The organism is Eubacterium sp. 14-2 (genome assembly GCF_000403845.2).
In the GTDB taxonomy this organism is placed as follows: domain Bacteria; phylum Bacillota; class Clostridia; order Lachnospirales; family Lachnospiraceae; genus Petralouisia.
The window spans coordinates 347,670-363,253 of record NZ_KE159567.1; the positions used below are offsets into that span (position 1 = coordinate 347,670).

Here is a 15,584-nt window from a genome sequence, read left to right on the forward strand (position 1 = left end):
ATCGGTGTTTAACCCACCAATCTTACATTTACCCGAACAGAAGCACTTTACAAATCGCCTCTGAGCAATATTCTTATGCAAAAGTGAAGTGAGGGTAAACCAATACATGAAAAAATACAGAATTTTATACAGCGAAACTGACGGGAATAACTGTTCACTGTTGCAATATCCTGTTCCAGTCTGCCTGTATCAGAATGGAAAACGCCTGAAAGACGGGCAGAAGAAAAGTATATCCACAAAAGGCAGAAAAGGCTGTTCCAGGAGAGCGTTTTAGAATTACAATAAGTATCAGGGCAGAGAATACTGCCCGACTTAAGAGAAGGAACCAATGAAAGAAGGACAGATGTTATGAGCAGAAAGGTGGACGAAAGCAGCCAAAATCCGAGGGGAGGGAAGGCCATGGCACAGGGATCGTGACTTTGATTTTGGCGGAGTCTGCCATCGAGGCGGTGAATTGAAAATGATTTTTTGAACTGGAATGTTGACAGGATTTCGAAGATACAGAATGAAAGTGCCAAAAACTTAAAACGGCATTGCGCTAGAAGTGGAGTGAAAATTGCAAAATGTATGTTCCTGTAAGCCGAAGGCCCATAGAAAACCATATTTTTTTGGTATTATTGTTTGTGCATTGGCTGTTGAAATTAAAAGCAAAGAAGAGTATGGATTTCTGAAAGGAAATAAAGAACCTGAAGCAATTTTTGAGGAATATTTGAAATAACTTCACTGAATAAAATATATAGAAACAGATAAAAAGCTGTAAAAATCCACGTTGAATTTTACAGTTTTTGTGTATAATAGAAGCAGCAGAAACAATTTAAAATCAAAAGAAGGAGCGGAAAGGATATGGCAAATATTTTACCAGTATCTGATTTGAGAAATTATAATGAAGTCCTGAAAAATTGTCAGAAAGGAGAACCGGTATATCTGACTAAGAATGGCAGAGGACGTTTCGTAGTTATGGATATTGAAGATTATGAGCGTGATCGTTTTTTGATAGCACAATAATGATAACAAATTGATAATATTGTTCAGCACAGCCTATGGACTCAGGACAGGAGAGCACATAGAAAACCCTACAATTGGCGGTCTGATGAGCGGTGAACAGCTGTACCAGATGTATGGCAGCCGGCCTGTGGTATTAACAGAAAATCAGCAGGAGAAGAAATAGTAAAAATTTATGAAACAGATCTTTGGAAATTACCAATTTGGATTCGCAGACAGGAAAAAGACAGTCTGGCGGTTTATTCATTTCTGATATCTGCAGTCCTGTAAATCAGCCAGCCCCGCTGTACAGCAGGGGCTGGCTGATGATAAGATCTGACATGTCATATGCCGCAAAATATGCTGCACAAAATCAGCTTTTATTTTTTCAGGGATTCTTCCTGCAGTTTGTCGAATTCTGCCATGCATTCGTCCACGGTTGCTCCGTTTAACAGATTCCGCACGATATTACAGGTATTTCCCCACTGTTCCACCTTCATACTGGCATTGGAACCCAGTACATAAATATTTTCATTGAAACGGTCGTTCAGAGGTTTTAAAGCGTCAATACATTCCACCTGTACATTTTTGGAGGGAGAAATGACGTTGTTGGTCTCTGTGTACTTCTGAAGAGCTTCGTCGGAAAGAATTACGTCCAGAACATCCATGGTATCTTTCAGATGTTCTGCTTCTGCACAGACGCCAAAGCCTGTCACTGATACCACAGGCATCTGTCCCAGCTTGCTGGGGAACCCGATAACCTGCAGATTAAAATCCGGTTTTCCATAGGCGGTGTCTGCATTTGCGGCACCCCAGTAGGCCATAACAATGGGAGTTTTCTGAGCCAGAAAATCAGGCCCTTCTCCTTCGATTGCTTCATAGGTATAAGCTGTTTTGGCGTCTACATAGCCTTTGTCAATCAGTTCCTGCAGAAATTCAAAGCCAGGGCGCATGTAATCGCTGTATTTTGCTTCTCCGCTGTTTAATGCAGCGATTTCCTGGTCTGTGGTATCTCCGTTGTATAAATCTGCATAAGCCTGTGCGAACACAAAATTTTCCAGCCACCAGCGGTTGGCCCCCACGGGGGTCTCAATTCCGTTTTCTTTCAATACTCTGCAGCATTCCAGAAATTCTTCCGGCGTGTTGGGCAGTTCCAGGTTATATTTATCGAACATGTCTTTGTTTATAAACAGGCCGTTTACCACTACTTCCTGGGGAACAGCCACTAATTTTCCATTAATGGTATTGGCTGTTTTTACCACGTCACGCAGGTTCCTGGCACAGTCGAGATCTGATAAATCAGCAAGTTTTTTTTCTTCCCCAAGGGTTCGGATTGTATCCGGATTTAACAGGTAAAAATCATCCATATTGTTCCGGGCCCGGTCCAGGGATACTTCATCATAAGATTTTTCCTGATAATTTTCTGCTGTATAAGTCCGGTATTCCACCGTTACACCCAGCTTTTCTTCTGCCATGCCCACGGTTATGTCAAATGCAGTTCTGGAAACATTTTCATTTTCCGGGTCAGATTTTTCCATGGGGGCAAACAGCATGACTGAACGAATACGGTCTTCATTATCTTTCGCCAGATTTTTATCGGAAGAATGATTCTGTCCGCAGGATGATGACGTGACAGTTATCAGTCCGGCCAGCAAAAGGGTTCCTGCTTTATAAAAAATGTTCTTCATTTTCCGGTTCCTTTCTTTGAAGATATTGATTTATTGTTTTCTTTAACAGGTTCATGTCCACTGGTTTTGCAATATGGGCATTCATGCCTGCTTCTAAAGCGTCTTTCACATCCTCAGCAAAAGCATTTGCAGTCATTGCAATAATCGGTATTGTTCCGGCGTCCTCACGATTCAGCTTCCGGATGGCTCTGGTAGCTTCATATCCGTTCATCCGGGGCATCTGAACATCCATCAGAACAGCGTCAAAAGTTCCTGGCGGTGCATTTATGAAGCGTTCCAGTGTGATCTGACCGTCCTCGGCAATTTCGCAGGCAGCGCCTTCCAGTTCCAGAAGCTGTGCAAGGATTTCCGCGTTGATTTCATTATCTTCTGCCACAAGGAAATGACAGCCTTCCAGGCTGTACTGTTCCAGGGGGGCTGTATCTGCTTCACGATGTTCCAGTTCTGTGCGGACCTCCAGAATTTTTTCTTTCAGTGCAGATACAAAAAAGGGTTTGGCGAGGAATCCGTCAATTCCTGCCTGGGCAGCTTCTTCTTTCAGATCATCCCAGTCGTATGCGGTAAGAAACAGAATGGGGATATGTTTATCCACAGAGGCACGGATTCTTCTGGCAGTTTCCACTCCATCCATACCAGGCATTTTCCAGTCCAGTAAAATGACATGGTAAGGTTCGTCTTTCTGACTTGCCTCACAGGCCAGTCTGGTTCCGTCTTCTCCATTCAGGGCAGAGTCTACCAGCACACCGCTGTCTTCCATTAACATCTGTACATTTGCACAGATATCTTCCTCATCATCCACCACCAGAATTCTGGAAATATTATGAGTTTTCCAGAATTTTTCGTCTGTACGTTCTTCCGGGATACGCAGTTCCAGTTCTACGGTAAAAAGACTTCCCCGGTTTATCTCACTGGTTACATGGATGGTTCCGCCCATCAGTTCCACAATATTTTTGGTAATGGCCATGCCGAGTCCGGTTCCCTGCACCTTGTTAGTGGTACTGTTTTCCGCTCTGGTGAAGGCGTCAAAAACAGTTTCCAGATACTCCGGCGTCATACCGTATCCATTGTCCTCTACTTCAATACGGATATGCTCATACTGGCTGGAACGCTGCTCCAGTCCCATAATTCGAAAACAGATGGTTCCGCCCTCCTGGGTATATTTTACTGCGTTTGAGAGCAGATTAATCAGAATCTGGTTGATTCTTGTTTCATCTCCTGCAAGACATTCATTTTTAATCCCGGTCACCGTTACCTCAAAGGTCTGTTTTTTTGCTTTGGCTGCCGGACGGATAATGGCGTCTACAGAAGATACTATGCTGCTCAGAGTGAATTCGCCAATATTCAGAACCACTTTTCCGCTTTCAATTTTGGAAACATCCAGCACATCATTGATGAGACTAAGCAGATGCTGGCCAGAGGCAGTGATTTTTCTGGTATATTCCCGGATCTTTTTGGGATTATCCGCATCTTTTGCCAGCAAAGTGGTAAATCCCAGAATGGCGTTCATGGGTGTTCGAATATCATGAGACATATTGGAGAGAAACATGGTTTTGGATTTGCTGGCCACCTGTGCCGCCTGCAGAGCTTCTGCCAGCTGCCGGTTGTGCAGTTCCCGTTCCTTTTCCCGTTCTCTCCGGGCTTTTTTCTGATTCCTTTCGGCGAAAAAATATATTGCACAGCAGAACAGAAAGGCAACCAGCATAACTGCCACTACCGTAAGAATATTCTGATTTACTGCGCTGCCTTCCCGCTGTATGGCCTCTATTGGTACATATCCAATCAGATAAATGGTTCCGTCATTTACCGACCACATGTAGATCAGAGATTTTTTGTCCTGAACATCATGATAGAACATGACATCTTTACCGGTTTTTATACTGTTTGTGATTTCATTTTGCACATCGTCTTCCATAATCTGGTTGGCACGGTAAAAATCTTCCAGATTCACATGGCCGGCTTCCCGTTCTCCCATTCCTTTGGGCTTCAGTACAAGCCGCTCACTTTTGGCGTCCATAATATAGAGAGAAGCCATACTGTTATAAAATCTGTTGGGCAGTGCTGTGTCCAGAGATTCGTAAATATATTCAATGTAGAGTGTTGCTGCTGTCTGTCTGTTCTTTATGATGGGGCATTTCAGAGTATAGGACCATGCTCCCATATGGTTTATATAAGAAGCGGAAATGGGCAGGCCTTCTACTTTTTTTCCGGAAGAGAAGTCCAGTTCTTCCGGATAAAAAGGTTCTCCTGTATTTGAAATTCCTTCGGATTCACCAACGGGTACCAGAGACAGCTTTACCATGGTCTTGTTCCGATTGTAAGTACGGATAAATTCTTCCGGATTTTCCATCATCTCGATTTCTCTGGCAATCAGTTTCTGGAATTCTGCTTCTTTGTTAAAAATTGCCTCAATTGTCCCCTGAATTAAATCCAGATTTTCACTGAGGTTGTCAATAGCTGCTTCGGACATTTCCTGGGCGGTTCTTCTGGCAACAGAAAATACAAATAATCCAAGAATACAGAAAACGGTTGCAAAGGATACAATCAGGGCAAACTCTTTGCCGGACCTGTCTTTTTTTACTTTCTTTTTCATTTTATAAATCACCTTTTATATAACTGCGTTTGTAATCCTATTGTACCTTGAAAGACCTGGCAAAGTCAAGAAAAGGCTGGCTGCCCCTGGTGAAAAATCATGGGCAGCCAGCCTCCTGCGGTATGGGAAATAAGTAGCAGATTTATTTCCTTCCACAGCATTGCTTATATTTTTTTCCGCTTCCGCAGGGACAGGGATCGTTGGGATATACCTTTGCGGAGTCACGTTTTCTGGGACCTTTCTGCATGGATTCATCCCGATTGGTTCCCGTTACTTTTGCCACCTGTTCCCGTTCTACTTTCTGTTCAATTCTCACATGGAACAGCAGGCGCACCGTGTCTTCCTGGATATTTGCAATCATTCCGTCGAACATGTCGTAACCGCTCATCTTGTATTCCACCAGCGGATCACGCTGACCATATGCCTGCAGGCCGATACCCTGGCGGAGCTGGTCCATATCGTCGATGTGGTCCATCCATTTGCGGTCGATGACTTTCAGAAGCACCACCCGCTCCAGTTCACGGACAGCTTCCGGCTCCGGAAATTCTGCTTCTTTCATTTCATATGCTTTTACTGCCTGTTCTTTCAGACTGTGCTTCAGTTCATTGGCCTGAATATTTTTAACATCTTCCGGAGTTACCGGTTTCAGAGGAATAATGGGAATCAGAAGCTGATTCAGTTCGTTCAGGTCCCATTCCTCACTTCCCTGATCTGCGGAAATACAGGTGTCTACCGTATTCTCCACCCGGTCAGTGATCATTTTGTAGATTACATCCCGCATGCTTTCCCCGTCCAGTACCCGGCGGCGTTCTGCGTAGATGATTTCCCGCTGTTCGTTCATAACCTGATCGTATTCCAGAAGATTTTTACGGATTCCAAAGTTGTTGCTCTCGATTTTCATCTGGGCTTTTTCAATGGCGTTTGTCAGCATTTTGTGCTGAATCTGTTCATTTTCCGGTACGCCCAGTGCATTGAACATACCCATCAGCTTTTCGGAGCCAAAAAGCCGCATCAGATCGTCTTCCAGAGAAATGAAGAACTGGGATTCACCCGGATCTCCCTGCCGGCCGGAACGTCCCCGGAGCTGATTGTCAATACGTCTGGATTCGTGCCGTTCCGTACCGATGATTTTCAGCCCTCCGGCAGCTTTGGCGTCTTCGTCCAGTTTGATGTCCGTACCACGGCCGGCCATGTTGGTGGCAATGGTTACAGCTCCGTGCTGACCGGCTTCTGCCACGATTTCAGCTTCCAGCTCGTGGAATTTGGCGTTCAGGACTTTGTGCTGGATGCCCCGGCGTTTCAGCATACCGCTGATTAATTCAGAAGTCTCAATGGTGATGGTACCTACCAGTACCGGCTGGCCTTTGGCATGGGCCCTTTCTATTTCCTCTACTACTGCATGGAATTTTTCTTTTTTGGTCTTATATACTGCGTCCTGCAAATCTTCCCGGACAACCGGCATGTTTGTGGGAATTTCAATAACGTCCATACCGTAAATATCACGGAATTCCTTTTCCTCGGTCAGGGCAGTACCGGTCATTCCGGCTTTTTTCGTATATTTATTAAAGAAATTCTGGAAAGTGATGTTGGCCAGGGTTTTGCTTTCCCGTTTTACCTTTACATGCTCTTTTGCCTCAATGGCCTGATGGAGGCCGTCGGAATAACGCCGGCCGGGCATAATACGTCCGGTAAATTCATCTACAATCAGAACTTTTTCATCCTGCACCACATAATCCTGATCCCGGAACATGAGATTGTGGGCCCGCAGAGCTAAAATCACATTGTGCTGGATTTCCAGATTTTCCGCATCTGCCAGGTTTTCAATCCGGAAGAACTGTTCTACCTTTTTCACACCTTCTGCTGTGAGATTTACAACTTTGTCTTTTTCGTTTACAATAAAGTCTCCCGTTTCTTCCTGTTCCACACCCATAATGGCGTCCATTTTGGAAAATTCGGGCATATCCTCGCCGCGGGTAAGCTGTCTTGCAAGAACATCACAGGCTTCGTAAAGACTGGTGGATTTTCCGCTCTGGCCGGAGATAATCAGGGGCGTTCGGGCTTCGTCAATCAGTACCGAGTCAACCTCGTCGATGATGGCATAACAGAGATCCCGCTGTACCAGCTGTTCTTTGTAAATAACCATATTGTCGCGAAGATAATCGAATCCCAGCTCATTGTTGGTCACATAGGTAATGTCGCAGCCATAGGCTTTCCGGCGCTCATCGTTATCCATGGAGTTCAGTACCACGCCTACGGTCAGTCCCAGAAATTCGTGTACCTTTCCCATCCATTCCGCATCACGGTGAGCCAGATAATCGTTGACGGTAACAACATGAACTCCTTTTCCCTCCAGGGCATTCAGATAGGCAGGCAGAGTGGATACCAGTGTTTTTCCTTCACCGGTTTTCATTTCTGCAATACGTCCCTGATGGAGGATAATACCGCCGATTAACTGTACCCGGTAATGTTCCATACCAAGGGTACGCCTTGCCGCTTCCCGTACCACTGCATATGCTTCCGGCATCAGCTGGTCCAGTGTCTCTCCCTCTTCCAGCCTCTTTTTTAATTCCTTTGTTTTGCCTTTCAGCTGTTCATCGGGCAACTCCATCATGGAAGGACGGTAAGATTCAATTTTTTCCACAATGGGATTGATTCTTTTTAATTCCCGTTCACTGTGGGTCCCGAAAACTTTATTCATAATACCCATAATATTTGCTCCTGTTTTCACTTCGGCGGTAAATACCGCCGATTCTATTCCGTTTATAAGGACAACTTCTTATATTGTACCACTTAATGATTTTATTCACAATACTTTATCCCATGAACGAATTATGAATTTTTTATGAAATTCCCTTTTCCTTTCGGAGATTTTGTGTTATACTTTTCAGTAATATTTTCCGGTATACAGCGGTATCTGACGGATATCGGATGTGCTGTACCGTCGTGCGTTCCCCGGAAAGCCGTATGGATTCCATGCGGGAAGAGGACGGAGGAATCTTTATGGAAAAGGAGATGGATAAAATGAGCTATATGTATAAGACCAGAGGAACCTGTTCCACTCAGATTGAAGTTGAGCTGGATGGAAATGTTGTGAAATATGTGAAGTTTACCGGTGGCTGTCATGGAAATCTGCAGGCGATTCCCAAACTGGTGGAGGGTATGACCATCGAACAGGTGGAGGAAAAAATAGGCGGTATTTCCTGTAACGGAAGACCCACTTCCTGCGGCGACCAGCTTGCCAAAGCCTGCCGGGCTGCTTATGAAGCAGCTCAGAAGTAGATGTTTCGTATCAGAACAGATGAATAACAGATGAGATACATTCCCGCGTTCCATTCTGCTTTCAGGCAGAGGGGAGGCGGGTTTTTGATGCCGGAAATTCTGAATCCGGTTTGCCTGCGGTTATTTTTGTATTAAGACGGCCATTCTGGAATGAAACTTAAATTTTCAGAATATTCTACAACTTATTTCTATTATTTCATTTATAAGCAGCTTTAATATAAAATTTTAAAAATAATTGTTGACATTTTAAAATTTATTAGATATAATAAACTCACAAAACAAAACAACGACAGCAAACAAAATTCAGAGAAGGAGGTACAGACCACCGAAAACAGAATGTAATATCTCATAATTCAGGAAAGAGAGGTACGGACCACCAGAATAAGAAAATGAAATCTTCTCAGTTTATAAGCAGAGGAGGTACAGGACAGACAGAATGGAAATCTTTCCGATAAGGAATTTTGGAAATGGAGAGACGGAAGTTGGTTTTCCGGAACAGAATTATTTTTAGAAGCTGAAATCAGAAGTTGAGTTTTCGGAATGGGAAATTATAGTAAGGTTATTATCCGGACTGTTGATATTTAATTTGGATGATTCCAGACGGTTCAGACGTGAACCGGATATGAGCAGAAGCGATAACATCCGATCTTATATTTTCGGAATGGGGAAACAAAATAAGACAGAAGCGGATACGAAATGTTTTGTACTGGATTTAACTGAAGATTTACAGATTCAGAAGTCCGAAGCAGAAAGATTTTAAGAAAAAGAAGAAATCAGGAGGAATTTCAAGAGAAGCCCTGAGTTAGCAATCAAAGAAGAAACAGCGTATGATATTCCAGTGCGATTCGTTCATATATGGATACATACCATTTGACTCAGAGGTAGCAAAATTTCCAGGAAAGGAATCAGGATTTCAGAAAGAATGAGGTAGAGTCCCATGGACAACATAGCATAGAAGGCTGCACCAGATGAAGTTGATATCGGTGCAGCCTTTTAGTTGTTGTACAGGTTCACTTATGCAAAAGGAAAGAGCCGCTCAGGCGGAGAATCCTGCAAAGCAGGATTCTTTGTTCTGTCATTCTTAATAGGCTTTTCCCCAGTAAATCAGTTTATGTGCAGGCTTTCCGCAGCAAACGCATACGTCTGAGACAGCTTTCTGTTCTTCCAGAGGCATACAGCGGGAAGTGGCTGTTGTGTCTTCTTTTATTTTATTTTCGCATTCCACGTCACCGCACCACATGGCCCGTATAAATCCTGGTTTATGTTCCACAGCGTCTTTAAACTCATCGTAGGAGGTTACATCTGTAACATGAGACTGCTGGTGTTTTTTTGTCCGTTCAAACATATCTTTCTGAATGGTTTTCAGCAGTTCCGCTGCAGTTTCTGCCGCATTTTCCAGGGCACATTCGATTTTTTCTCTGGTGTCCCGGCGTACCAGCACACATTTTCCGGCTTCCATGTCTTTGGGACCAAGTTCAATACGGATGGGAATACCGCGCATTTCCTGTTCAGAGAATTTCCAGCCGGGGCTCTTGTCACTGTCGTCCATTTTTACGCGGATGCCTGACTGTTTCAGCATGTCTTTTAATTCAGCAGCTTTGTCCAGAACTCCTTCTTTATGCTGCTGGATGGGAATTACCATAACCTGAACCGGTGCAATTTCCGGTGGGAGCACAAGGCCGGAGTCGTCGCCGTGTACCATGATAATTGCTCCGATCAGCCGGGTGGTCATTCCCCAGGAGGTCTGATGGACGTACTGGAGTTTGTTGTCTTTGTCTGTGTACTGAATATGAAAGGCCCTGGCAAATCCGTCTCCGAAGTTGTGGCTGGTGCCGGACTGGAGCGCTTTGCCGTCGTGCATAAGCGCCTCGATGGTGTAGGTTGCTTCTGCGCCGGCAAATTTTTCTTTCTCTGTTTTGCGTCCGCGGATGACCGGCATTGCCAGCACTTCTTCACAGAAATCTGCATAGAGATGCAGCATTTGAAGGGTCCGTTCTTCGGCTTCTTCTGCAGTTGCGTGAGCGGTGTGTCCTTCCTGCCATAAAAATTCTCTGGAGCGCAGGAAGGGTCTGGTTTCTTTTTCCCAGCGGACAACAGAGCACCACTGGTTGTAGCATTTGGGCAGATCACGGTATGACTGGATATCATTTGCGTAGAAATCGCAGAATAAAGTTTCTGAGGTGGGTCTGACGCACATTCTTTCCTGCAATGGATTCAGGCCTCCATGGGTTACCCAGGCTACTTCCGGGGCAAACCCTTCCACATGATCCTTTTCTTTCTGCAGCAGGCTTTCCGGAATAAACATGGGCATATATACGTTTTCCACGCCTGTTTCCTTAAATCTTCGATCCAGTTCTTTCTGGATGTTTTCCCAGATGGCATAACCTGCCGGTTTGATTACCATGCACCCTTTTACACTGGAATATTCAATTAATTCTGCTTTTTTTACCACATCCGTATACCACTGTGCAAAATCCACATCCATGGACGTGATGGCTTCCACTAATTTTTTGTCCTTTGCCATGATTTATTCTCCTTTTCTTTATGGGATATAAACAGTTATTTTTTGACACAGGGAGACAGATTCGCTGTGCAGAAAGGATTTCAGGTACAAGAAAAGCCGGATATCCAATCCCGTCAGGGACCGGAAATCCGGCGGTACCACCCTTATTAACAGCAAATCTGCTGTTCTCTCAATTGCCTTAACGCGGCAGTACGTCGTATTTTCATACGCGGCTCAAAGGCGGGTTCCGGGCAATGGTATGGGAAATCTTTCACCGTTGATTTCTTCTCTGTACATCTTCCTGTCCGTACTGATCCTTTTCTTCGCCAGTTTTCTGTTTTTACTGGTAATGGTTATTCTAAGACAAATTGTGGGGATTGTCAAGTAATCAGGTATATTTCCTTTATCAAAATGTAGGAGAGGGGGCCGAGAGCAAATCCCCACAGGCCGTAAATTTCCAGTCCCACATACATGGTGATTACCACAGCCAGCGGATGCATTCCCAACCTGTTTCCCAGAAGTTTTGGTTCCAGAATTTCCCGCATCAGAGTGCATATGGTGTAGATTACAGTATAAATGGCTGCCAGCATGTATTTCCCCTGCAGCAGCTCAATGATCGCCCAGGGTACAAAAATGGTTCCGGTTCCCAGAAAAGGCATGGCGTCGCAGATACCAATGCCGCAGCCGGCCAGCAGTGCATATTCATTGCCGGAAAAGTACAGTCCTGCCACACAGATTACAGTGATGATAATCATGATGATTATCTGAGACCTGATATAGGCGCCGCCTGCCTCGTAAGTTCTGCGGCAGACTTTCAGGGCCATATTTCCTACCGGGTGGTGTTCCAGTGTCTTACGCATGTTTTTGTAGTCCTTCAGAATCAAAATGGTGCTGATGATCACCACAAAGCAGACGCCCAGGAATACAAAGGTGTTTTTGGCATACAGAATAGTTCCGTTCATTACGGTGGGGAGCATGTTTGTCCTGGCGTGATTCATAAGCAGGGGTATCTGTTGTTCCACTCTGCTCTGAATCAGTTCTGCTTTGATGCCGGTGATGCTTTCAATCCGGCAGCAGCATTCTTCCCAGAACGTGCCGGCCTGCTGCCTGTAAACAGGAAGATGTTCCGTTACATTCTTTATCTGTTCTACCAGTGTTTTCAGGAAAAAAAAGACTGCAAGGCCCAGCAGCAACAGCAGGATTCCCACCAGCAGGGAGGCCCAGATACTTCTTTTCAGTTTTAGTTTATTCTCCAGTTTTTCTACCAGCGGATTCAGGAGCTTTGCCAGCAAAAATGCAGCAAAAAAGGGAATTACCAGCGGAAACAGCCAGCGGAGGCCGGCGTAAACTGCCAGAGTAATTCCCAGAACTTTTCCTATGCTCCGCATACTTTCTTTTGCTTCTGTTTTCATGAAATCAGTATGCGGTGTTTTCTGTCTTTTATGCGGGAAAAACAGGTCTGGTTGAATGTTCCATAACAGGCATTTGTCAGATCAGAGAGGCAAACAGTTTTCCCGTGGGCTGAACGGTGAATTCCACAGACTCTCCTGTGGTGGGATGATGAAAAGAGGTTCGGACAGAACACAGCCCTATCGGAAGATATCCAGGCGGACAGTTCTTATTGTATTTTTTATCGCCCAGAAGGGGATGGCCGGCATGAGCCATCTGTACCCGAATCTGATGATGGCGCCCTGTGTCCAGACGAATACTTACCAGGCTGACAGGTCCGTCTGATAAGTCTGTCTCGGAAATTGTTTTTTTAACCTCATAAAAGAGCTTTGCTGATTTGGCTCCTTTTGTCCCTTTGGGGACAACCTGAGAAGTGTTGGTTTTGCCGTCCCTCAGAAGAAAGTCTTCCAGGATACCGGAGGGTTCCGGAAAAATGCCTTCTGCCAAGGCGAGGTATTCTTTTTCCACGGTTTTTTCCTGTACCTGCCGGCTTAATATGGCTGCTGTCTGCTGGTCTTTTGCAAATACCATAATTCCTTCCACAGGCTGGTCCAGACGCCGGATAATGAAAACGTCTGAGGATTCTTTTTTATCTGCAAAGTAGTTCCGCAGCATGCTTACCATGTCCGGCTGCCCTGTTTTTGCAGTCTGCACAGGAATGCCCGGCATTTTATGACAGACAATGATTGCCTGATCTTCGTAAATTATTTTCAACATGGATTATACCTTAAACCGGTAGCCTACGCCCCAGATCGTCTCGATGTACTGGGGTTTGGTGGTGCTGAACTCAATTTTTTCCCGGATTTTCTTAATGTGTACGGTGACGGTTGCAATATCTCCCACCGACTCCAGATCCCAGATCTGGCTGAACAGTTCTTCCTTGGAAAATACATGGTTGGGATTCTGGGCAAGGAATGTCAGCAGGTCAAATTCTTTGGTGGTAAACTGTTTTTCTTCGTCATTGACCCATACGCGGCGCGCTGTCCTGTCAATTTTCAGGCCTCTGATTTCGATAACGTCATTTTCCTGGACGCTGCTGTTGATCAGACGTTCATAACGGGAGAGATGGGCCTTTACCCTGGCTACCAGCTCGCTGGGAGAAAAGGGCTTGGTAATATAGTCGTCTGCCCCCAGTCCCAGTCCCCGGATTTTATCTATATCATCTTTTTTGGCAGATACCATCAAAATAGGGGTGTTTTTATTTTCACGGATTCTTTTGCAGATTTCGAATCCGTCGACGCCAGGCAGCATCAGGTCCAGAATAAACATGTCAAATTCCTCGCTTAATGCCCGTGCAAGCCCCTGATTTCCATTGTTTTCAATTTCCACATGGAAGCCGCTCAGCTCCAGATAATCTTTTTCCAAATCGGCGATTGCCACTTCATCCTCAATAATCAATACTTTGCTCAACTTATTACCTCCTGGTATTTCCGGATTACAAAATACATAATGGTTCCGGTCTCTTCTTTGCTGTTGGCCCAGATTTTTCCGCCATGGTCTTCGATAATTTTCTTCACAATAGACAGGCCGATGCCGCTGCCTCCGGTGGCTGAATTCCTGGATGCATCTGTACGGTAAAAACGGTCGAAAATATAGGGCAGGTCTCTGGCGGCGATTCCCTTTCCGTTATCTTCAATTTCCACCTGAATGAAATCTCCCACATCACGAATGCGCATATTGATAAAGCCCTGAGACTTGTCCAGATATTTGACAGAATTTCCAATAATATTGTTAATCACACGCCGGAGCTGTTCCGGGTCTGCAATAATCAGTACGTCCCTGTCTGCATAATTGATATAGGTGAGTTTGATATTTTTGGCCTCCAAATCCAGGCCTACTTCCTCCACACAGTCTTCAAAATAATCTGCCACGTTGATTCGGTTGAAATTGTAGGGTATTCGGTTGGTATCAATTCTGGAATACAGGGTCAGCTCGTTAATCAGCATATCCATTTCATTTGCCTTGTTGTAAATGGTACGGATGTATCTGTCATGTTTTTCCGGTGTGTCTGCCACTCCGTCCATAATGCCCTCCACATATCCCTTAATGGCGGTAATGGGGGTTTTTAAATCGTGGGAAATGTTGCTGATTAAGACTTTGTTTTCTTTTTCTCCCGCCACCTTCTCCTCTGCAGATTCCTTCAGACGGAACCGCATTTCTTCAAAATTCCGGCAGAGTTCTCCAATTTCATCTTTTCCTTCTGCTTCGATGGTGAAATCCAGGTTGCCTGCCTTGATATTCTGGGCGGCTATTTCCAGTTTCCGGATGGGGTTGATAATTCCCTGATAAATCCAGACCGTAAGCATTCCTGCAGTAAAAATCAGAATCAGGAATACCGAGATCATCAGATCCAGCAGGACGCCTTTGATGTCCGGCAAAATCCGTTCCATGGATGTGATGATAAAAATGCTTCCGTTTTCTCCATCCTGAAAGTTAAAATCAATCTGCTTGATCAGGGCCTGTTCCTCCCCTTCTATATAGAAACCGGAGGCCGCACTCTGGATGGCGTCACTGTCATATTCCGGCAGGTCCTTTTCCGGAACAGGTTCAGAACCGGTATTTCCGTTGTATATCAGTTCCTGCCCTTTTCGCACAAGCAGATAGGAATATTTTTCTGAAAGCTGACGGTTGACTTCTTCCAGGTAGGAGAGGTCTTCAAGTTTTTCCGGCAGGCTTTCCGATACGTCCTGCAGGTCTTCATAGGCTGATTTGGTAAAGCGGCTGAGCACTTTAAAAGAATTTACAAAATAGTCATAGGCGTTTCCGTCTATGTTATAAATCTGACGTACCGCTTTCATCTGGTACTGTCCGAAGCCCCATATGGTGGCTATTGCCAGAAGTACCGGCACAAATATAATAATACAGAATGAAATGATTAATCTGGTTCTTAATTTCATAATAATCGCTGTAACCTCCGACAGCTTATATTATACCAGTTTTTGTAGAAAATCATATGGAAAATTTATAAAAATTTATAAAATTTGTATAAATTCATTCTCTGTATGGAGTTCGGGTACCAGGGGGGGCGGAAATGGAGTTGATTGTGATATCTGAATTCTGAGAGGAAAGAAATGACAGCATAAAAAGCTGAGCA

The 15,584-nt window shown here is 44.7% G+C and carries 9 protein-coding genes, 1 pseudogene and 1 other annotated feature; of the genes and pseudogenes, 2 read left to right on the forward strand and 8 right to left on the reverse strand.

The genetic code is table 11. The annotated features are described in order from the left end of the window. Nucleotides 1–843: 843 nt before the first annotated feature. A pseudogene (locus C805_RS08850) lies at nucleotides 844–987 on the forward strand (type II toxin-antitoxin system prevent-host-death family antitoxin); the annotation flags it as partial. A gap of 374 nt (nucleotides 988–1,361) precedes the next feature. On the opposite strand, the gene C805_RS08855 reads toward C805_RS08850, so the two are convergent. From C805_RS08855 to secA, 3 genes are all read right to left on the reverse strand, one after another. Then, nucleotides 1,362–2,669, reverse strand: a complete 1,308-nt coding sequence (locus C805_RS08855; protein WP_016213476.1) for an ABC transporter substrate-binding protein — start codon at nucleotides 2,667–2,669, stop codon at nucleotides 1,362–1,364. Further along, nucleotides 2,650–5,259 carry an ATP-binding response regulator gene (locus tag C805_RS08860; protein WP_016213477.1) on the reverse strand — a complete coding sequence of 870 codons (2,610 nt, stop codon included), beginning with the start codon at nucleotides 5,257–5,259 and terminating at the stop codon, nucleotides 2,650–2,652. Before C805_RS08860 ends, C805_RS08855 begins: the two co-directional genes overlap by 20 nt. 142 nt (nucleotides 5,260–5,401) lie before the next feature. Continuing rightward, nucleotides 5,402–7,966: a preprotein translocase subunit SecA gene (secA, locus tag C805_RS08865; RefSeq protein WP_016213478.1), complete on the reverse strand. Its 2,565-nt coding sequence runs from the start codon at nucleotides 7,964–7,966 to the stop codon at nucleotides 5,402–5,404. 293 nt (nucleotides 7,967–8,259) lie between these two features. Here secA and C805_RS08870 point away from each other — a divergent pair, with 293 nt between their 5' ends. Continuing rightward, a complete protein-coding gene (locus C805_RS08870; protein WP_016213479.1) occupies nucleotides 8,260–8,538 on the forward strand; it encodes a TIGR03905 family TSCPD domain-containing protein in 279 nt (92 codons plus the stop codon). 1,081 nt (nucleotides 8,539–9,619) lie between these two features. Here the strand turns inward: C805_RS08870 and proS are convergent. The 5 genes from proS to C805_RS08895 form a co-directional block, all read right to left on the reverse strand. Next, nucleotides 9,620–11,062, reverse strand: a complete 1,443-nt coding sequence (gene proS / locus C805_RS08875) for a proline--tRNA ligase (RefSeq protein WP_016213480.1) — start codon at nucleotides 11,060–11,062, stop codon at nucleotides 9,620–9,622. Between the two features lie 112 nt (nucleotides 11,063–11,174). Next, nucleotides 11,175–11,374 (reverse strand) — a binding site (T-box leader). Nucleotides 11,375–11,421: 47 nt separating this feature from the next. Further along, entirely contained in the window at nucleotides 11,422–12,453 is a 1,032-nt protein-coding gene (gene ytvI, locus C805_RS08880; RefSeq protein ID WP_016213481.1) for a sporulation integral membrane protein YtvI, read from the reverse strand. Between the two features lie 76 nt (nucleotides 12,454–12,529). Continuing rightward, on the reverse strand, nucleotides 12,530–13,207 hold the full coding sequence (locus C805_RS08885; RefSeq protein WP_016213482.1) for an RluA family pseudouridine synthase: 678 nt from the start codon (nucleotides 13,205–13,207) through the stop codon (nucleotides 12,530–12,532). 3 nt (nucleotides 13,208–13,210) lie between these two features. Further along, nucleotides 13,211–13,900 (reverse strand): response regulator transcription factor, encoded by a 690-nt coding sequence (locus C805_RS08890; protein WP_016213483.1) that lies wholly within the window; start codon nucleotides 13,898–13,900, stop codon nucleotides 13,211–13,213. Beyond that, nucleotides 13,897–15,387, reverse strand: coding sequence for a sensor histidine kinase (locus tag C805_RS08895; RefSeq protein WP_016213484.1), 1,491 nt, complete (start codon nucleotides 15,385–15,387; stop codon nucleotides 13,897–13,899). The genes C805_RS08890 and C805_RS08895 overlap by 4 nt, the downstream gene beginning before the upstream one ends. Nucleotides 15,388–15,584: the final 197 nt, after the last annotated feature.